Origin of the sequence: Bradyrhizobium macuxiense (genome assembly GCF_001542415.1) — a bacterium.
GTDB lineage: Bacteria > Pseudomonadota > Alphaproteobacteria > Rhizobiales > Xanthobacteraceae > Bradyrhizobium > Bradyrhizobium macuxiense.
In genome coordinates, this window is record NZ_LNCU01000115.1 from 34,052 (window position 1) to 53,722 (window position 19,671).

The 19,671-nt window shown below is 64.0% G+C and carries 18 protein-coding genes and 1 pseudogene; 7 read left to right on the top strand and 12 right to left on the bottom strand.

Translation table 11 applies throughout. From position 1 onward, the window contains the following. Positions 1–192 precede the first annotated feature (192 nt). Positions 193–1,059, top strand: coding sequence for a cell envelope integrity EipB family protein (locus AS156_RS34775; protein WP_066513879.1), 867 nt, complete (start codon positions 193–195; stop codon positions 1,057–1,059). A 69-nt stretch (positions 1,060–1,128) separates the two neighbouring features. Beyond that, on the top strand, positions 1,129–1,530 hold the full coding sequence (locus tag AS156_RS34780; protein ID WP_066513880.1) for a RidA family protein: 402 nt from the start codon (positions 1,129–1,131) through the stop codon (positions 1,528–1,530). 101 nt (positions 1,531–1,631) lie between these two features. On the opposite strand, the gene AS156_RS34785 is transcribed toward AS156_RS34780, so the two are convergent. Then, positions 1,632–2,948 (bottom strand): DNA polymerase IV, encoded by a 1,317-nt coding sequence (locus AS156_RS34785; protein ID WP_066513881.1) that lies wholly within the window; start codon positions 2,946–2,948, stop codon positions 1,632–1,634. Continuing rightward, a complete protein-coding gene (locus AS156_RS34790) occupies positions 2,927–3,226 on the bottom strand; it encodes a DUF3572 domain-containing protein (protein ID WP_066513882.1) in 300 nt (99 codons plus the stop codon). Before AS156_RS34790 ends, AS156_RS34785 begins: the two co-directional genes overlap by 22 nt. A 229-nt stretch (positions 3,227–3,455) precedes the next feature. Here AS156_RS34790 and AS156_RS34795 point away from each other — a divergent pair, with 229 nt between their 5' ends. Together AS156_RS34795 and AS156_RS34800 are read left to right on the top strand one after the other, a co-directional pair. Beyond that, positions 3,456–3,821, top strand: coding sequence for a response regulator (locus AS156_RS34795; protein ID WP_066513883.1), 366 nt, complete (start codon positions 3,456–3,458; stop codon positions 3,819–3,821). A 15-nt stretch (positions 3,822–3,836) separates the two neighbouring features. Beyond that, on the top strand, positions 3,837–5,210 hold the full coding sequence (locus tag AS156_RS34800) for a PleD family two-component system response regulator (RefSeq protein ID WP_066513884.1): 1,374 nt from the start codon (positions 3,837–3,839) through the stop codon (positions 5,208–5,210). A 134-nt stretch (positions 5,211–5,344) separates the two neighbouring features. Here AS156_RS34800 and AS156_RS34805 read toward each other — a convergent pair whose 3' ends face one another. Together AS156_RS34805 and AS156_RS34810 are read right to left on the bottom strand one after the other, a co-directional pair. After that, positions 5,345–6,550, bottom strand: coding sequence for a serine hydrolase domain-containing protein (locus AS156_RS34805; RefSeq protein WP_136626593.1), 1,206 nt, complete (start codon positions 6,548–6,550; stop codon positions 5,345–5,347). Between the two features lie 127 nt (positions 6,551–6,677). Further along, on the bottom strand, positions 6,678–7,292 hold the full coding sequence (locus tag AS156_RS34810; RefSeq protein ID WP_066513885.1) for a TetR/AcrR family transcriptional regulator: 615 nt from the start codon (positions 7,290–7,292) through the stop codon (positions 6,678–6,680). A gap of 133 nt (positions 7,293–7,425) precedes the next feature. On the opposite strand from AS156_RS34810, the gene AS156_RS34815 reads away from it, so the two are divergent. The 3 genes from AS156_RS34815 to AS156_RS45695 all read left to right on the top strand — a co-directional run bounded on the left by AS156_RS34815 (position 7,426) and on the right by AS156_RS45695 (position 10,756). Next, entirely contained in the window at positions 7,426–8,658 is a 1,233-nt protein-coding gene (locus tag AS156_RS34815; protein WP_066513886.1) for an MFS transporter, read from the top strand. 505 nt (positions 8,659–9,163) lie between these two features. Then, a complete protein-coding gene (locus AS156_RS34820) occupies positions 9,164–10,555 on the top strand; it encodes an ammonium transporter (protein WP_430641832.1) in 1,392 nt (463 codons plus the stop codon). Positions 10,556–10,627: 72 nt separating this feature from the next. Continuing rightward, the gene (locus AS156_RS45695; protein ID WP_280984561.1) at positions 10,628–10,756 is read left to right on the top strand and encodes a hypothetical protein; all 129 of its coding nucleotides are present in this window, start codon (positions 10,628–10,630) and stop codon (positions 10,754–10,756) included. Here the strand turns inward: AS156_RS45695 and AS156_RS34830 are convergent. The 8 genes and pseudogenes from AS156_RS34830 to topA all read right to left on the bottom strand — a co-directional run bounded on the left by AS156_RS34830 (position 10,753) and on the right by topA (position 19,586). Further along, on the bottom strand, positions 10,753–11,271 hold the full coding sequence (locus tag AS156_RS34830) for a hypothetical protein (protein ID WP_245313204.1): 519 nt from the start codon (positions 11,269–11,271) through the stop codon (positions 10,753–10,755). The genes AS156_RS45695 and AS156_RS34830 overlap by 4 nt on opposite strands. Before the next feature lie 121 nt (positions 11,272–11,392). Beyond that, positions 11,393–11,560, bottom strand: coding sequence for a 50S ribosomal protein L33 (gene rpmG, locus AS156_RS34835; RefSeq protein WP_018271988.1), 168 nt, complete (start codon positions 11,558–11,560; stop codon positions 11,393–11,395). A gap of 127 nt (positions 11,561–11,687) precedes the next feature. Further along, the coding region (locus tag AS156_RS34840; protein WP_245313205.1) for an LLM class flavin-dependent oxidoreductase at positions 11,688–12,682 on the bottom strand (995 nt) is incomplete at its 5' end. Position 12,683: 1 nt separating this feature from the next. Next, positions 12,684–13,007 (bottom strand): annotated as a pseudogene (locus AS156_RS45315) (LLM class flavin-dependent oxidoreductase); the annotation flags it as partial. Positions 13,008–13,272: 265 nt separating this feature from the next. After that, positions 13,273–14,013, bottom strand: a complete 741-nt coding sequence (locus AS156_RS34845) for an NUDIX hydrolase (RefSeq protein WP_066513890.1) — start codon at positions 14,011–14,013, stop codon at positions 13,273–13,275. Positions 14,014–14,049: 36 nt separating this feature from the next. Further along, positions 14,050–14,490 carry a DUF983 domain-containing protein gene (locus AS156_RS34850; protein WP_066513891.1) on the bottom strand — a complete coding sequence of 147 codons (441 nt, stop codon included), beginning with the start codon at positions 14,488–14,490 and terminating at the stop codon, positions 14,050–14,052. Beyond that, positions 14,478–16,808 carry a ribonuclease R gene (gene rnr / locus AS156_RS34855; protein ID WP_066513892.1) on the bottom strand — a complete coding sequence of 777 codons (2,331 nt, stop codon included), beginning with the start codon at positions 16,806–16,808 and terminating at the stop codon, positions 14,478–14,480. Before rnr ends, AS156_RS34850 begins: the two co-directional genes overlap by 13 nt. Next, positions 16,809–19,586: a type I DNA topoisomerase gene (topA, locus tag AS156_RS34860; RefSeq protein WP_066513893.1), complete on the bottom strand. Its 2,778-nt coding sequence runs from the start codon at positions 19,584–19,586 to the stop codon at positions 16,809–16,811. Positions 19,587–19,671: the final 85 nt, after the last annotated feature.

Genomic DNA, 19,671 nt, shown 5'->3' on the forward strand with positions numbered 1-19,671 from the left:
CCCATCGCGCCGCCGGTTGCAAGCGAGGGGAACCCGAACACTGTTTCCTGATCTGTGGGGTTCACGCGAAGAACCGCTGAGGAAGCCGGCATTTCCGTATCTGCTCGTTACCTTTTTGTGAAACATGCCCCAGTTGCGGCGCAATAGGGCCGTCACTATTGTGACGAATCGTCGCCTCCCCGAGGAGAAACCATGATTCTGCCGTTCCGGACTGTGTCGCGTGCCCTGGTCCTGACGATCACGGCCGCTGCAGGAATTGGTTGGGCCGATGCGCCGGCCGCCGCGGCCGCCGGCGGGCCATTCCTCGCACACCAGGCGCTTTATGATCTCAGCCTCCTGAAGTCGCGGGGCGGCAACGCGGTCAACGATGCGCGCGGGCGCATCCTCTACAATTTCTCGGGAAGTTCCTGCGAAGGCTATACGTCCGAATTCCGGCAAGTCTCCGAGCTCGACAGCGGCGAAGGCAAGGTCACGCTCTCCGATCTGCAATCGAAGTCCTGGGAGGATGCCGCGGGCAAGAGCTACCGCTTCAAGATCGACACCCGCATGAACGACAGCGACGCCGCGCCGGTCGACGGCGTGGCCGAGCGGGTCGGCGACCACATCACGGTGAAGCTGACGCAGCCGGTGAAGAAGTCCTTCGATCTCGACGGCAAGATTGTATTTCCGACCGAGCAGATCAGGCGCATCATCGCGGCAGCCCGCGACGGCAAGTCGGTGCTTGAACTGACGGTCTATGACGGCTCCGATAATGGCGAGAAGGTCTACAACACGCTGACGGTGATCGGCAAAGCGATCCCGGGCGACCGCACGCCGACATCACCCGATCCGTCGACGGCAAGCGACGTGATGAAATCGTTGACGCGCTGGCCGGTGACGGTGAGCTATTACGACCGCGACGCCAAGCCGACGGACGGCGAACAGACGCCGGTCTATGCGATGTCGTTCGAGCTCTACGAGAACGGCGTCTCGCGCGCGCTGGTGCTCGATTACAACGATTTTGTGATCTCGGGCGCGATGGACAAGTTCGACATCAGGAATTCCAAGCCCTGCAAGTGACGACTTCTCTGGTCGAGCGCGCCGGACCCGAGTAGGCTCTCCGTCCAACGCGTGTCAGGGAGGCACATCATGCCCAAGCTCGAACATCTGCGCCCCAGCGGCCTTCACCACAATCCCGCATACTCCCACGTTGTCGCCGCCACGGGCGCGCGCACGATCTATATTTCGGGGCAGGTGTCGGTCGACGAGGAGGGACGGGTGGTCGGTCCCGGCGACCTTGCTGCGCAAACGACGCAGGTGATGCAGAACCTGGGCCTCGCGCTGAAAGCTGCCGGTGCCAGCTATGCCAACATCGTGAAGATCACGACCTTCGTCGTTGGCTACAAGCCTGAGCTTCGTCCGATCATCGGCAAGGCGCGCAGTGCGTTCTTTGCAGGCATGGAGCCGCCGGCGAGCACGCTGGTCGGCGTCACGGCGCTGGCGGCGCCGGAATGGCTGATCGAGATCGAGGCGGTGGCCGTCGTCGATTGAGGGCCTGAGTTCTTCTCCGCGTCATTGCGAGCGTAGCGAAGCAATCCATCTGTCCACATGCGTTAAGGCATGGATTGCTTCGCTACGCCCGCAATGACGGATTAATCCTCAGCCGGCTTTCCCGGCCCGTCATAGGCAATGCCCCTGATCACGGCGGCGTTGCCGAATTTCTTTCTGAGATTGTCCATCGCGCGTTCGGCGTGCGCCGAGCGGCGGTCGAGCATGTCGGCATCATTGGCCTGCGAGCCGGGCCGCAGCGCGCTGACACCGGTTCCCATCAGGCGGAAGGCGGTGCCGTCGATCTCCTTCACCAGCATCTCGCGCGACACCGCGAAGATCTTGGCGGCGAGCTGGGTCGGCGTCTGGATCGATTGCGAACGGGTGCGCTGGCGGAAGTCGGCGGTCTTCAGCTTCAGCGTAATGGTGCAGCCGGAGAGGTCGCTGGTCTTCAACCGCGCCGAGACTTTCTCTGACAATTTCCAGAGCAGCTTCTCCAGCGTTGCGAAATCGCGGATGTCGGTCTCGAAGGTGGTCTCGCTCGAGATCGTCTTGGCGCCGCGATCGGGTACCACGCTGCGGTCGTCGATACCACGTGCCAGCCGCCACAGCCTGCGGCCTTCACCGGCGAACTGTTTCATCAGCTCGTTCTCGTCGGCCCGTTGCAGGTCGGCGATGAGGCGGAAACCGCGCTGCACGAGTTTTTCCTGCGTCGCCGGTCCGACGCCGTAGATGAAACCGACCGGCTTGTCGGCCAGCATCTCGCGGGCCTCTTCCTGGTCCAGCGCGGCAAAGCCGCGGGGCTTGTCGAGATCGGAGGCGATCTTGGCCAGGAATTTGTTGCAGGACAGCCCGACTGACACCGTGATCCCGATATCGCACTCGACGTCGCGCGCGAATTTGGCGAGCACCTTGGCCGGGATCATGCCATGGACGCGCTGCGTGCCGGACAGATCGAGGAAGGCCTCGTCAATCGACAGCGGCTCGACCAGCGGCGTCAGCGCCTGCATGGCCTGGCGCACCTCGCGCCCGACCCGGACATATTTCGCCATGTCCGGGCCGATCACGGTTGCATTCGGGCAAAGCTCGAGCGCCTTGAACATCGGCATCGCCGAACGGACGCCGTAGGTGCGGGCGATGTAGCAGGCCGCCGACACGACACCGCGCTTGCCGCCGCCGATGATGACCGGCCTGTCGGCAATATCCGGATTGTCGCGCTTTTCGACGGTGGCATAGAACGCGTCGCAGTCGATGTGCGCCAGCGCCAGCGTGGGAAGGGTGCGGTGACGCACCAACCGCGGCGAGCCGCAATGGCTGCACCGCTTCACCTTGATATCGAGATCGCCGAGGCAGTCTCTGCAGAAACTGAGGGGGCCGTCGAAAGCTGCCGACGCCGCGGTCACGGCACGTCGCGCTCCCACTGCGGGTCCCCCAGCACCTGACGGGCGGCGGCGATGTTGGTCGGGTGCAGTTCCGACGCGTCGGCGAAGGCCTTCACGGTGGCGTCATCGCGGAGCACGAAATCGAGCACGCTCGCAAGAAATTGAGGATCGGCTGCGGCATTGCGTAGCGTCTCCGGTCCGATCCCTGTCTCGGCCAGGAACAGGCCCAGCCGCTCGGGATCTCCGGCAACGAAGCTCAACGCCTGAATCGCAACGATTTCAGCGACTTCCCGAGGGTTGTGAACAGGCTTTTTCAACGCGCCAGTTTGCCTTTCCGTTAACTTATGGTCTCTATTGAGAGGCCCATCATGCCCGAGTCTTCTGTGTGTATTCAAGCAAGCGGAAACCACGCTACGGAAGTTGACTTGGGGGTTAACGGGTTAGAGCGATTCTGGCGCTAGTTTGAATTCACATTTTCGACGCGCCCCGAGCGCGGTGCGTGAGGCGCCGCAGCCGGGCCCGTTTCCTAGGGTTGGGAGGGACGGGATGGCCAAAACCGTCCTGATCGTGGAGGACAACGAGCTCAATATGAAGCTCTTTCGCGATCTGTTGGAAGCGCATGGCTATCAGACCTCGGGCACCAGCAATGGGTTCGAAGCGCTTGACCTCGTTCGCAAGCTGCATCCCGATCTTATCCTGATGGATATTCAATTGCCGCAGGTTTCCGGCCTCGAGGTCACGCGTTGGATCAAGGACGATCCCGACCTGCGCACGATCCCGGTGGTCGCGGTCACCGCCTTTGCGATGAAGGGCGACGAAGAACGCATCCGCGAGGGCGGCTGCGAAGCCTATTTGTCCAAGCCGATCTCGGTCGGCAAATTTATTGAGACTGTCCGACGCTTTATCGGATAGGGGAGTTGTGGTGCAATGTCCGCGCGTATCCTCGTCGTCGATGACGTTCCGGCGAACGTCAAGCTGCTGGAAGCCCGCCTGTCAGCCGAATATTTCGATGTGCTGACCGCTTCCAACGGCGCCGAGGCCCTGGAGATCTGCGCGCGCGCCGAATGCGACATCATCCTGCTCGACGTCATGATGCCCGACATGGACGGCTTCGAGGTCTGCCGTCGCCTGAAGTCCAATCCGGCAACCCATTTCATTCCGGTCGTCATCGTCACGGCGCTGGACAGTCCTTCCGACCGCGTCCGCGGCCTCGAAGCCGGGGCCGATGACTTTCTCACCAAACCGGTGTCGGACGTCGTGCTGATCGCGCGCGTGCGCTCGCTGACCCGGCTGAAGATGATGACCGATGAGCTGCGCATGCGCGCCATCACCTCGCTCGAGATTGGCATGCAGGCGCCCGAGCGCAGCGCGATCGCCGACAAGGGAATGGGCGGCCGTATCCTGCTGGTCGACGACCGTCCGTCGTCCTACGAGAAGCTGGCGCCGACCCTTTCCGCCGAGCACACCGTCGATGTCGAAATCAATCCGTCGGAAGCGCTGTTCCACGCGGCCGAAGGCAACTACGACCTCCTGATCGTGTCGCTCAGCCTCGACAATTACGATGGTCTGCGGCTGTGCAGCCAGGCGCGCTCGCTGGAGCGCACCCGCCAGGTCCCGATCCTCGCGGTCTCGGATGCCGACAACAACACGCGGCTGATGCGTGGCCTGGAGATCGGCGTCAACGACTACCTGCTGCGTCCGGTCGACAAGAACGAACTGCTGGCGCGAGCGCGCACCCAGATCCGTCGCCGCCGCTACACGGATCACCTGCGCGACAACGTGCAGAACTCGATCGAGATGGCGATCACCGACGCGCTCACCGGCCTGAACAATCGCCGCTACATGGAAAGCCACCTCGCGACGCTCGCCGAACAGGCCTCGCTGCGCGGCAAGCCGCTGGCGCTGATGATCCTCGACATCGACTACTTCAAGGCCATCAACGACACCTACGGCCACGATGCCGGCGACGACGTGCTGCGCGAATTTGCCGTCCGCATCCGCAAGTCGATCCGCGGCATCGATCTCGCCTGCCGCTATGGCGGCGAGGAATTTGTGATCGTGATGCCGGAGACCGACCTCCATGTCGCCGGCATGGTCGCCGAGCGGCTGCGTCGCTCGATCGCCGGCGAGCCCTTTACCGTCGACAAGGGCGGCAAACGGATCGAGGTCACGATCTCGATTGGTCTCACCACGCTGGAGCGCAAGGGCGAGCCGGTCACCGACGTGCTCAAGCGCGCCGACACTGCGCTCTATCGCGCCAAGCACGACGGCCGCAACCGCGTCGTCTCGGCAGCGGCTTAAGGTCGTTCCTCTTATCCGCGTTCGCTATCGTCATACCTCGCGTACGCTGCGGCCTCCCATTTCAAGCTGCACGGCCTCTGGAATACTGGGGCACTCGCCTTCGCGGGTGACGACAGCGTTGCTGCGTGACGTTGTCAGCGTCCGCGCCTCACGGCGTCATAAGCCATCCGCTTGAACTCGAACGAGAACGGATGGACGAACGCCATCTGCCGCTGCGCCATCATGACGCCGGCGACATTGGCCTTCGGGCAGACCCACCACTGCGTGCCCGCGACGCCGCCCCAATAGAATTCGCCGGCCGCGTCGGGATGATCGATCGCCGAGGGCGTCTGGATGATGCCGCCGGCAAGTCCGTGCACCTTGCCGGGCTGCTCGCCCATCATGGCGAAGCGGATCCACTGTCCCTCGGGCAACTGGTTGCTCATCATCAACGCAATTGTCTCCGGCTTGAGCAGCGTCGGCCCGCCGGGCAGCAGGCTACGGATCAGCGCGACCATGTCGGGCAGCGTTGACACCAGGCCACCGCCGCCATTGAGCCTTGCGACCGGGCGCAGATAGGCGCCAGGGAAGGGCGCGTTGTCGGTGCGGGTGAGGCCTGGCTTCATGGGCTCCATCAGGTCGGCGCCCGCATAGTACGCGACAAGACGGCCCTGATCCTTTTGCGGGACGACGAAGCCGGTGTCGACCATGCCGAGCGGATCGAGGATGCGCGCCTGGATGAACTTGTCGAAGGTCTGGCCGCTGATGACTTCCACCAGCCGCGCGACCACGTCGATCGCGAGCGAATATTCCCACGACGTGCCCGGCTGATAGATCAGCGGCAGGTCCGACAGCACGTCGACCATGTCAGCCAGGGTCGTGTTGGGATTGTGGACGCCGCGCTCATTGAGGGCTTTGAAGATGACGGTGCCGGGATCAAAGAAACCGTAGCTGAGACCGGCAGTGTGGCTCAGCAGTTGACGGATGGTGATCGAGCTCTTGGCGGGCTCCGTTTCGTTCAGCGACGTTGCGCCGAGCCGCAACACTTTCCGATGTCCAAGCTGCGGGATGAATTTCTCGATGGGATCGTCGAGCTTGAAGCGGCCTTCCTCGAGCAGCAACAGCGCGGCGCAGGAGGTGATCAGCTTGGTGTTGGAGAAGACGCGGAAGATGTGGTCGGTCCGCAATGGAATCTGCGCTTCCTTGTCGGCCCAGCCGACGCAGCTCACGTCGACAAGATCGCGGCCCACCATGACGGCGGACGAGATGCCGGACAGCAGGTTGTTGTCGATATAGCGCTGCATCGCCGCGCGCGCCGGTGCAAAATCGTAGCCGGTGGCGGTCACCTTCAGATATTCCATGGTCGCTCCCCTTGTGCGCCGCGGGCCGTTCGCGCGACCGCCGACAATCTCGTCTGACGGAATATCCAATTGCCGTCGCGTGTCGTCAACGCTAACAACCAAACGGGAGTTCGGGACGCAACCGGATTCACCCGGCGCGCTTCTTCGCCGCGACCTTGAGCCTGTCCGCGGGACCGGTCTCGCCGCACTTCACGCCTGCATTTGCCAACAATACCCGCGCGGCTTCCTTGGCCGCGCGCGCCATTGCGGGGTCGTCGCGCACCAGGTCCTGCGCAATCGAGCCATCGACCAGCAGCACCAGCTGGGTCGCAAGTCCCTCGGCATCGGCGACGCCAAGCTGCTGCAACAGATCGCGAAACCAGACGCGGCGGCTTTCCTTGAAGGCGACGGCGATGTTGCGAACTCCGCGCTCGTCCGGTCCTAGCTCGGCGACAGCATTCACAAACGGGCAGCCGCGGAAATCCTTGGCCGAAAAGCGCCGCTCCAGCGAATCGAAGGTTGCCAGAATCTGTTCGACGGGCGGCTTGTCGGACGGGCGGGGCTGCACGAAGCGGCGTTCGAGATAGGCTGAGATCAGCGCATCCTTCGAGGGGAAGTGATTGTAGAGCGTGCGCTTGGAGATACCGACCTCCGCCGCGATGGTGTCGACGCCGACGGCGCGAATTCCTTGCAGGTAGAACAACCTGTCGGCGGTCTCGAGGATCCGCTCTTTCATGGTCTGTTTGGGGGGCGGGGATGCCATGCGCCGGCAGTGATCCTCTTTGCTTGACAGCAGCACCCTTGTATAGCCTAAGTACACAGGTCTGTGTAACCAAAAGATATGGGAATCGCAGGCTGCGGCTATCGTGCTGCGGCCGGTCGGGAGAACAAGAACAATGTCCCTGTTGAAGGTCCTGCGTCCCTCGCTTCCGATCCTGATCGGCACCTCCATCATGCTCACGCTGAGCATGGGGCTGCGCCAGAGTCTCGGCATCTTCATGCAGCCGCTGACGCATGACATCCATATCTCGGTGTCCGATTTCACGCTGGCGCTGGCCGTGCAGAACCTCGCCTGGGGCTTCCTGCAGCCGATGGCGGGCGCGATGACGGTGCGCTACGGCTTCCGCACGATCACGGTGACGGGCGCGGTGCTCTACATCGCCGGGCTTGCGTTGATGGCAACCGCACACGGACTGGTCGCCATCATGATCGGCGGCGGTGTGCTGATCGGCGCCTCGCTCGCCTGTACGGCAAATGCCATGGCGATGTCGGTCTCGGCGCGTGCGGTGCCGCCGACGGTGCGCTCGACCGTGCTCGGCATCGTCTCCGCCGCGGGCTCGCTCGGTGCACTGGTGTCGGCGCCGATCGGCCAGATGCTCAATGAAGGATTCGGCTGGCGCGTTGGGCTCGCCGGCTTCGTGATCCTGTCGATCGCGATGATCCCGGCCGCCTGGTATGCCGGACGGGTCGACAGCGTTCCGCTCCCCAAGCCCGTAGGCGACGATATCGGCAACGCCACCGCCATGACGGCGGCGAAGACGGCGTTCAGCAACGCGTCCTTCGTCGTGATGACCTGCGCCTACATGGTCTGCGGCATGCAGCTCGTGTTCCTCACCACGCATCTGCCGTCGTATCTCGCGATCTGTGGCCTCGACCCGATGCTCAGCGCGCAGACGCTCGGCATGATCGGCGGCTTCAACGTGCTGGGCTCGCTGTTCTTCGGCTGGGCCGGCCAACGCTGGAACAAGCTCGCGCTGCTCGGTGCGATCTACATCCTGCGCTCGCTGGCGCTCGCCTGGTACTTCATGCTGCCGGCAACGCCTGCATCCACGCTGTTGTTCGGCGCCATCATGGGCTTCCTCTGGATGGGCGTCGGTCCGTTGACCGCGGGCGCGGTCGCCGAGATGTTCGGACTGCGCTGGCAGGCGATGATCCAGGGTCTCGCCTTCATGAGCCACCAGATCGGCAGCTTCCTCGGCGCCTACGGAGGAGGGGTGATCTACGACACCTTCGGGTCCTACACCATGGCGTGGCGCATCGGCGTCGCGCTCGGCCTGACCGGCGGCATCATCCAGCTGACGTTCGCGCTGATCCGGCCGTCGCAACCGCCGTTGCTCAAGGCCGCCTAGTTTCCGGCTCTCGCACTTTGGACGGCTGCCAACTAAATTGGCGGCCGTTACGGGCTGCCCATTTGCCAGTCAGTTGCCTGCTGAAACAGCATGCAGGAGTGCGTCGCGCCGCTTTATTCGCGAACTGAAACGGCAATCCTTTCAACGTGCTACCTCGGCGATGCCGGTGGCACGAATCTTGATTGAATCCAGGCAAGAATGGAGGCGGAAACTGTGGTTTCGGTTTTCCGTCTGGGGACGCATTGGGAAAAGGCTGGCCGATGATGAGGCTAGTCGCCGTCAAGCTCCAGCCATCCGAACCCGACGGCCATCGCCGTGCCGCCGAGCAAAGAGTTGTTGCGCCTTGTGCCAGGCTTGATGCGGCCGCGACTTTTACGCTGCAAGACATCCCGAGAACCGGACAGGCTGGCAACGCGTCGGCGCTTGCTGCGCTGTCCGCGTACGGCCGGGAGAGCCCGGCAGGGCGGCTTCAACCACTGACATTTCTTGCGAGGGGAGGACGATGATGCAGTTAGCGACAGACACGCGCCAACGGCTCGTGAGACTTCTGGTTGCCCTCTTGGGAGTAGCGTGCCTCTACCTTCTGTTCAGCGACCTCGCACTGGCTGAGGACGCCGCGCCGCCGGCCTGCGGCGGCAAGATCCTCGAAAAGTGTACGCCGAACTCCGGCGACACCGCGTGGATGCTGACATCCGTCGCACTTGTCTTGATGATGACGGTCCCGGGTCTTGGGCTGTTCTATGGCGGCATGGTGCGCAAGAAGAATGTCGGCGACACCGTGATGACCAGTTTCGCCGTCACCTGCCTGGTCACCATCCTGTTCGCGGCCCTTACCTACAGCCTGGCGTTTCGTGCAGGCACTCCGTTTATCGGCGGTCTCGATCGCATGTTTCTCAAGGACATCCTGAGCGACATCGGGAAGGGCGGGATCGGCAATCCCAATCCGCTTGCCGCGACCATTCCGGAATCCGTCTACATCTGCTTTCAGATGACCTTTGCCATCATCACGCCGGCTCTGATTGCCGGCGCATTTGCCGAGCGGATGAAATTCTCGGCGATGCTCTGGTTCATCGGGCTGTGGGCGATTTTCGTCTATGCGCCGGTCGCGCACTGGGTGTGGGGGCCTGACGGAATCTTTTCCGCGGGTAACGATGCCGCGTGGGTGAAAGTGCTCGATTTCGCCGGCGGCACCGTCGTGCATATCAATGCCGGCGTTGCCGGCCTCATGTGTGCGATCATGCTCGGCAAGCGTGTCGAGACCGGGCCGGCGCACAACATGGTGCTGACCTTCATCGGCGCCTCGCTGCTGTGGGTCGGTTGGTTCGGCTTCAACGCCGGCTCGGCTGTCACGGCGGGGATGCAGGCCGGCATGGCGATGCTGGTGACGCAGATTGCAACCGCGGTAGCCGGCTTCACCTGGATGCTGGTGGAGTGGGCGCTCAAGGGCAAACCGACCGTCGTCGGCATCTGTTCGGGTGCCGTCGCCGGCCTCGTGGCGATTACGCCGGCTTCGGGCTTCGTCGGACCGGTCGGCGCGTTCGCCATCGGCATCGCAGCCGGTGTTGTCTGCTATTGGGGATGCACCGGACTGAAGCGCATGTTCAGCTACGATGACGCGCTGGATTGCTTCGGCGTCCATGCCCTCGGTGGTATCGTCGGGGCGCTGCTGACCGGGGTGTTCGCGGTCGAGCAATACGGCGGAACGGCGGGCGCTCTGGAAGGCAATGTCGGCCAGTTCTTCAACCAGTGCATCGGCGTTGCGACTGTATTCGTCTATGACGCCATCGTGAGCCTGATCATCCTGTTCGTGGTCAATCTCTTCGTCGGCCTGCGTGTGACGAAGGACATCGAGCGCGAGGGGCTGGATCTCGCGCTACATGGGGAAGTCGTGCAATAATCTGGGGCGGCATTCCGCAGGGCCGGCGATCGCCGCCGGCCCACACGGGTCAAAGCTGTTCGAGGTGATCCCATGAACTGGTTCTATTGGAACACAGCATGGTCGCTGTTCTTCAGCCTGATTTGGTTCATGACCATCACGCACAATCCCGATGCGCGCGTCGCGGATGCGCATCTGCGTGACGAGGCGTTCGGCGGCTAGCTGCGGTAGTAGCGCCACATCCTGAGGAACGTTCGATGGATTTCGTCGGGCGCGCGATCGAACGGGTCCAGGTTGACCCGCACCACGCCGCGATGATCCATCGACCAGGGCAGCCGCATCAACAGGCGATAGATCGGCCGCTTGCGCCAGTCGGCGACAAGCGCGCTGCTCAGCGGCACGTTGAGCGCGATCTGCAGCTCATGCACCGTCATCGCCCGCTCGGCGATCTCTGCAAGATCGATGCGCTCGATGGCGCGCCATCGGATCAGCCCGAAGGCCTGGATGAAGATGCCGTATTGGTTGGCGCCGATGGTCGGACGGCCAGCCTCCAGCAGGGGAATGTTGTAGTAGGTGAAGGCGGCCGCCGCGGCCGCAAGCGCCAGCCAGTAAAGCGCGCCGGTGATCCACGAGGCGGTGAGGAAGATCGCGGCCAGCGCTGCCGTGATGTACACGGGAAAGTAGGTGTCCTCGCGTCCGTAGGCGACCGAGTAGCCGCCGACATCTTGCTCTTGCAAGGCTGCGATCATGTGAACCCTATGCCCGGGCCGGTGCGGGAAGCATAGGCGAGGATGCGCGGCCGCAAAAACAAAAACGGGGCCGCGAAGGGCCCCGTTCGAACGCTGGAAGCACACGATCTTACTTGATCTTGGCTTCCTTGAACTCGACGTGCTTGCGCGCGACCGGGTCGTACTTCTTCTTGACTAGCTTGTCGGTCATGGTGCGCGAATTCTTCTTGGCGACGTAGTAGAAGCCGGTGTCGGCCGTCGACACGAGCTTGACCTTGATGGTGACCGCCTTGGCCATGTGCAAACCTCAAAAATGCAGGGGTAATCGAGAGCCGGCCAAATCGGCCCGCGTTTGGCCGGGAAACTAGCCAGAAACCGCCCAAAGTCAAGGATTTCCGGCTCCAGATCGGTCCGATTCCGGCCGATTAACCCTCGAAGAACTGGTTTTTCGGCCGCGGCAGGCCCAGATTCTCGCGCAACGTCCGCCCTTCGTACTCGGTACGGAAGATTCCGCGCTTCTGCAGTTCCGGCACCACCCTGTCGACGAACTCGAACAATCCCTGCGGCAGATACGGGAACATGATGTTGAAGCCGTCGCTGCCACGGCTCGTCAGCCATTCCTCCATCTGGTCGGCGATGGTCTGCGGCGTACCGACGAAGGCGAGCCCGCCATAGCCGCCGACGCGCTGGGCGAGCTGGCGCACCGTGAGCTTGTCGCGCGCGGCGACATCGACGAGGCGCTGCCGGCCGCTCTTGCTGGCGTTGGTTTCCGGAATCGGCGGCAGCGGCCCGTCCGGATCGAAGCCGGAGGCGTCGGTGCCGAGGATCACCGAGAGCGAGGCGATCGCACTGTCGTAATGCACGCGGCTGTCGAGCAGCGCGCGCTTCTCCTTGGCTTCCTCGACGCTGTCGCCGACCACGACGAACGCGCCGGGCAGGATCTTCAGATGCTCGGGATCGCGGCCGATCTTCTCCATGCGGCCCTTGATGTCGGCGTAGAGCTTCTGTCCGTCGGCGAGGCTGCCGCCGCCGGTGAAGACGGCTTCCGCCGTCTCTGCCGCAAGCTGCCTGCCGTCATCGGAGGCACCGGCCTGCACGATCACCGGCCAGCCCTGCACCGGGCGGGCGATGTTCAGCGGGCCGCGGACCGAGAGATATTTGCCCTTGTGATTGAGCACATGCATCTTGTCGGGATCGACAAACAGGCCGGACTCGACGTCGCGCACGAAAGCATCGTCGGCGAAGGAGTCCCACAGGCCGGTGACGACATCGTAGAACTCGCGGGCGCGCTTGTAGCGCTCGGCATGCTCCATGTGATCGTCGAGGCCGAAATTCAGCGCCGCATCCGGATTGGAGGTCGTGACGATATTCCAGCCGGCGCGGCCGCCGGAGATGTGGTCCAGCGAGGCGAAGCGGCGGGNATAGGGCTCGTCGAAGGTGGTCGAGCCGGTCGCGATCAGGCCGATGTGCTCGGTGACGGCCGCGAGCGCCGACAGCAGCGTGAACGGCTCGAACGAGGTCACGGTGTGGCTGCGCTTCAGCGCATTGATCGGCATGTTCAGGACGGCCAGATGGTCGGCCATGAAGAAGGCATCGAACTTGCCGGCCTCAAGTTTGCGGATCAGCTGCTTGATATGGACGAAATTGAAATTGGCGTCCGGCCACGCTCCGGGATAGCGCCAGGCGCCGGTGTGGATGCTGATCGGCCGCATGAACGCGCCGAGCTTGAGTTGACGCTTCGCCATCGCCGCGTTCCGTCGTTGAGGTCGTTAGGAGATTAGATAGGGAGGCGGGCTGCGGCGCGCTATCCCGGCGACGCCAGAAGATTCTTGCAATTTGAGGGACGGCCGGAGGATAAGTCTGCAGTCGTCTATACCATCGTCATTGCGAGGAGCTCGCGACAAAATTGCAAAGCAATTTTGCGCAGAAGCGACGAAGCAATCCATGGTTCAGCAAGCAGTGAAATGGATTGCTTCGCTTCGCTCGCAATGACGGGAGGGGGGAGCGAGCCTACGCTCCCAACACGTCCTTCTGCATCTTGCCGCCGTAGAAATGGAAGAACGGCACCGGCGCGTCGTGACGGAGCGGGCCGGCGGCGAGGCGGCGGTCGAGTTCAGCGAGCACGTTCTTGGTCATGGCATGCGCGTCGGCGAGCGGCTCCGAGCCGATCTCGACCCAAACGAGTTCGACCAGCTCGGCGTCGGCATGCACCACACCTTCGACACGATGCGCAATCGCCGAGGCATCTGCGGTGAAGAAGCGCGTGTCGAAACGACGGACGCGGCCGGGCGGAGTGATCGCGCGCGCGATCAGGAACAGGCCGGACGGATCGGGCAACAGGCCGGCGTCCGCGAATGGCCCCCAGGGCCCGTCCAGCTTCACCGTCTTCTCGACCTTGCGGCCGAGACAGAGCCCGGTCTCTTCGCAGGCCTCGCGGATGGCGGCATTGGCAAGCGCACGCGCACGGCCCGCCGTGATCTTCGGGCTGCCTTTGAGCAGATTGGCTTCGAGCTCCGCGGTGATCGGCGCGGCAACGGGAACGCGGTTGTCGGCCTTGTCGACACGGCCGCCGGGGAAGACGTATTTGCCCGGCATGAACACCACCTTGTCGTGACGCTTGCCGACCAGCACCTTCGGCTTGGTGCCGGAGCGATCGATCAGGATCAGCGTTGCCGCATCCTTCGGCCTGAAATAGGCGTGGTGATCAGCTTCTTTTTCGCCTTGGTGGACGGCAGTGGCAGTTTCAGTCATTTCATCCCTTTCGGTTCTTCTTGTCGTCCCGTTTAGCTAGACCGGGGGGATGTCGCTAGGGGCATTTTCGTCAAAGCCATGCATGCGCAACGCCCATTGAAATCCGACAACTGCGCCCTTCACGGGCTGAATCAACGCCAGGGCTGAGACCAGGGTGAGGGGAAGGTAGATCGCCAGTTGCAGCCACACCGGTGGCGAATAGTTGGTCTCGATCCACAGCACCGTCGGTACTACGATATGGCCGACAATGACGATGACGAGATAGGCGGGCAAATCGTCGGCACGATGCGGCGTGAAATCGAGGCCGCAGACCGAGCAATGGTCATCGACCTTGAGGAACGCGCGGAACAGCTTGCCTTCGCCGCAACGCGGGCAGCGGCAGCGGAATCCGCGTTTCATCGCAGTCCAGACGTCGCGCTTCTCGGGCTGAGCGGTGTCGCGGGTCCAGACAACCGTGGGCGGGGTTATCGTTTCCATGATTTGCCTCGCTTCGATTTGCCGGACTTTTGCTTTGCCGGCTTGCGGTCTTTCTTCTTGCCGCGTGCCTTCCGCTCCTGATGTGCATTGGCGCGGCGCTCGGCTCTGGCGCCGTCGCGTTTTCTGTCACGCGGAATAGCCTGACCGTCGGATAATAGCTCAAAGCGCAGCGCACCGGCCACTGGTGCGGCCTCGACCAGGCGCACATCGACGACGTCGCCGAGCCGGTACATGGTTCCGCTGCGCGAGCCGATCAGCGCGTGGCGCGTTTCGTCATAGTTGAAATATTCGCTGCCGATCGTGCGGATCGGAATGAGCCCGTCGGCGCCGGTGTCGTCGAGCTTCACGAACAGGCCGGCACGCGTCACGCCGGAGATGCGGCCCTGGAAGCTGGCGCCGACGCGATCGGCAAGGAAATGCGCGATCAGGCGGTCGGCGGTCTCGCGCTCCGCCTTCATGGCACGGCGCTCGGTGACGGAGATCTGCGCTGCGATCTCCGCGAGCGTCTCCACCGTTTCGTCCGTCGGCAGCGCGCCTTCGCCGAGGCCGAGTGCGCGGATCAGCGCGCGATGCACGATCAGGTCGGCGTAGCGGCGGATCGGCGAGGTGAAGTGCGCATAGCGGCGCAGGTTCAAGCCGAAATGGCCGTAATTCTCCGCGGAGTATTCAGCCTGCGCCTGCGAGCGCAGCACCACCTCGTTGACCAGCGGCTCGTAGTCTTCGCCCGAGACCTGCGCGAGCACGCGGTTGAACTGCGAGGGCCGCAGTGCGCCTGACTTGGTGAAGGGCAGGTCGAGCGTCTTGAGGAATTCCTGGAGATTGTGGACCTTCTCCTGGCTCGGCTCGTCGTGCACGCGATAGATCAGCGGCAGGCCCTTCTTCTCCAGCGTCTCGGCGGCTGCGACGTTGGCTGATATCATGAACTCCTCGATCAGCCGGTGCGCATCGAGCCGCTGCGGTACGATTACGCGATCGACGGTGCCGTCCGGTTTGAGGAGAATCTTGCGTTCGGGCAGATCGAGATCGAGCGGATCGCGCTCGTTGCGCGCGAGCCTGACCAACTCGTAGGCGGACCACAGCGGTTTGAGGATCGGATCGAGCAGGGGGCCGGTGGTGTCGTCGGGCCTGCCGTCGATCGCCGCCTGCGCCTGCGCGTAAGCGAGTTTTGCTGCCGAGCGCATCAGCACGCGATGGAAGGTGTGCGAGCGCTTGCGACCGTCGGGGCCGATCACCATACGCACCGCAAGCGCACCGCGCGGCTCGCCCGGCACCAGCGAGCAGAGATTGTTCGAGATGCGCTCGGGCAGCATCGGCACGACGCGATCGGGAAAATACACCGAGTTGCCGCGCTGGAGCGCGTCGCGGTCGAGCGCCGAGTCCGGCCGCACATAAAAGCCGACATCGGCGATCGCGACATGGACGATGTAGCCGCCCTTGTTGTTCGGATCGGAGTCCACTTCGGCGTGCACCGCGTCGTCGTGATCCTTGGCATCGGGCGGATCGATGGTGACGAGCGGCACGTCGCGCCAGTCCTCGCGGCCCTGCAAGGTTGCGGGCTTGGCCGCCTCGGCTTCGCTGAGAGCGGCGGGCGAGAAGACCTGCGGAATGTCGTGGCTGTGGATCGCAATCAGGCTGATCGCTTTCTCGCTCGCGATTGAGCCGAGACGTTCCTTGACGCGGCCGGAGCCGAGCCCATAGCCGCGGCTGCGGATCAGGTCGACGGCGATGAGATCGCCGTCCTCGGCGCCGGCAGTGTCGGCTTTGGCGATGTTGAGCTCGCGGCCAGCCTGTTTTTTGTCGACCGGGATCAGCCGCCCGCCGCCGTCGGGGTTGCGGCGGAAGATACCGAGGATGCGGCTCCTGGCGTGATCGATGACCTTGATGACGCGGCCACGATAGGGCGTGCCGTCGCGTTCATTGGTGACTTCGACGCGGAGCAGGGCGCGGTCGCCGACCCCGGCAGCGGTGCCGGGCTTCGGCCGGCGCGGGATCTCGACGCGGATCTTCGGCGCGGTGCCATTTTCCTCCGAATCCCACTCGGCAGGCGTGGCGATCAATTCGCCGTCGTTGTCGCGGCCGGTAATGTCGGCGAGCACGGTCGGCGGCAGCGCGGCCGGCTCGTGGATCTTGCGGCCGCGCTTGGCGACCGTGCCGTCCTCGGCGAGCTCGCGGAGGATCCGCTTCAGTTCGACGCGGTCGGCGTTCTTCAGGCCGAACTCGCGGGCGATCTCGCGAGTGCCGACCTTGCCTGGATTGGCGCGGATGAAGGCGACGATGGCGTCCCGGGCCGGAAAGCCATGGTCGTGTTTTGGTTTCACTTATCCTCTTGCCTTGCCGGCGCTCTTCTTTGCGGGCGCTTTGGTTGATCCCGAGGGCTTCGCGGCCGACGTCTTGGCGCCTGATGAGACCGGCGCGCGCGCCTTGCTGGCGGCGTCCGATTTCGGTTTCGCTACGGCCTTCTTGGCCGCGGTTTTCTTCGCAGGCTTGGCCTCGGCCTCGCCGTCGGCCTTTTCGGACTTTGCAGCGGCCTTGGCTGTCGATTTGGCAGGCTTCGCCGCCTTCGCCTTCTTGCCCTTTGCCTTGCCGCCGCCCTTGGCCGCGCGCTCGTCGATCAGCGCGATCGCCTCGGCGAGCGTGACCTCGTCGGGTGCGCGGTCGCTCGGGATTGTCGCGTTGACGCCGTCCGCGGTGACGTAGGCGCCGTAGCGCCCGTTCTTGAGCGCAATCGCGCCGAGCGTGGGATGATCGCCGAGCGGCTTGCCGGGATCGGCGCCGAAGCGGCGGCCGCTCGGACCTTTGGCAATCTTCTCCGCGATCAACGTGACCGCGCGGTTCAGCCCGATGTCGAACACCTCGTCGCCGGCCTCGAGGCTGGCATAGGTCTTCTCGTGCTTCACGAACGGCCCGAACCGGCCGAGGCCGGCGGTGATCGGCTCTCCGGTTTCCGGATGTTTGCCGATCTCGCGCGGCAGCGACAGCAGCTTCAGCGCGAGCTCGAGATCGACATCGCCGGGCGAGGTGCCCTTCGGAATGCCCGCGCGCTTCGGCTTGGCGCCTTCCTCATAATCCTTCTGCTCGCCGAGCTGGATATAGGGCCCGAAGCGGCCGGCCTTCACCGCGACATCGAACCCGGTGTCGGGATCCTTGCCGAGGATGCGGTCGGCGCTCTCGGCGCTGTCGGCTGCGAGCGGCCGTGTGTAGCGGCACTCCGGATAGTTCGAACAGCCGACGAAGGCGCCGAACTTGCCGGCCTTCAGATTGAGCCGGCCGGTGCCGCAGGTCGGACACTGCCTGATATCGCCGCCATCCGCGCGCGGCGGATAGATGTGCGGGCCCAGCATCTCGTCGAGCGCATCGAGCACTTCGGCGACCCTGAGGTCCTTGATGTCGTTCACCGCGCCGATGAAGCCGCGCCAGAAATCCTGCAGCACCTGCTGCCAGGCGATCTCGTTGTTGGAGATACGGTCGAGCTGCTCCTCGAGGTCGGCGGTGAAGTCGTATTCGACATAGCGCGAGAAGAAGTTCTCCAGGAACGCGACCACGACGCGGCCCTTGTCTTCGCCGTGCAGCCGCTTCTTCTCCAGCTTGACGTAGCCTCGATCCTTCAGCACCTGCAGGATCGAGGCGTAGGTCGATGGACGGCCGATGCCGAGCTCTTCCATCCGCTTCACCAGCGAGGCTTCCGAGAAGCGCGGCGGCGGCTCGGTGAAATGCTGGGTGACGGCAAGGCTCTGGCGCTTCACCGCTTCGCCCTGGCTCATCGCGGGCAGGCGGCGTGAATCCTCGTCTTCCTCGTCGTCGCGGCTTTCCTGGTAGAGCGCGAGGAAGCCGTCGAACTTGATGACCTGGCCCGAGGCACGCAGCTCGAGTGTGCGTGCGCCGGCCTTGGCCTCGATGTCGACGGTGGTCCGCTCGAGCTCCGCCGATTCCATCTGGCTGGCGATGGTGCGCTTCCAGATCAGCTCATAGAGCCGGGCCTGATCGGCATCGAGCCGGCGGCCGATCGTGGCGGGACGGCGCGACAGGTCGGTTGGGCGGATCGCTTCGTGCGCTTCCTGCGCGTTCTTGGCCTTGGCCTGGTATTGGCGGGGGGCGTCGGGCACATAGGCGTTGCCGTAGTCCTCGCCGATCACCTTGCGCGCCTGGGTGACCGCCTCGCCGGCGATCTGCACACCGTCGGTACGCATATAGGTGATGAGACCGGTGGTTTCGCCGCCGATGTCGATGCCTTCATAGAGCCGCTGCGCGATGCGCATTGTGTGCGCCGGCGCGAAGCCGAGCTTGCGGCTTGCTTCCTGCTGCAGCGTCGAGGTGGTGAAGGGGGCCTGCGGGTTGCGCCGTGCCGGCTTGGCCTCGACGGTCGCGACCTTGAAGGTCGCAGCCTCGATCGCCTTCCTGAAATCTTCGGCCTCCGCGCCGGAGCCGATGTCGAGCCGCTGGATCTTCTTGCCGTCGGCGCCGATCAGGCGCGCTTCGAAGGCTTCGCCGCGCGGGGTGAGCAGCGTCGCGATCAGCGACCAGTATTCCTTGGGGACGAATTTCTCGATCTCGAGCTCGCGGTCGCAGACCAGCCGCAGCGCGACCGACTGCACGCGGCCGGCCGAGCGCGCGCCGGGCAGCTTGCGCCATAGCACCGGGGAGAGGGTGAAGCCGACCAGATAGTCGAGTGCGCGGCGCGCCATGTAGGCGTCGACCAGCGCACCGTCGATCTGGCGCGGTGCTTTCATTGCCTCGGAGACGGCCTGCTTGGTGATGGCATTGAACACCACGCGCTCGACCTTCTGGTCCTTCAGCGCGCGCTTCTCCTTCATCACCTCCAGCACGTGCCAGGAGATGGCCTCGCCCTCGCGATCAGGGTCGGTTGCGAGAATCAGCCGGTCGGCACCCTTGAGCGCCTTGGCGATGTCGTTCAACCGGCCGGCGGCCTTGGCGTCCACCTCCCAGATCATCTGGAAATTTGCGTCCGGATCGACGGAACCATTCTTCGCCGGGAGGTCGCGGACATGGCCGAACGACGCCAGGACCTCGTAGGAGGATCCCAGATATTTGTTGATCGTCTTGGCCTTGGCCGGCGACTCCACAATGACGATATTCATGTCATTCCAATAGCTTACGGGAAAACTTGAAGACGGATTCCGCTAGACTCGCGGTCCGCCGTTTCGGGGCGAACATGGGTGCTGA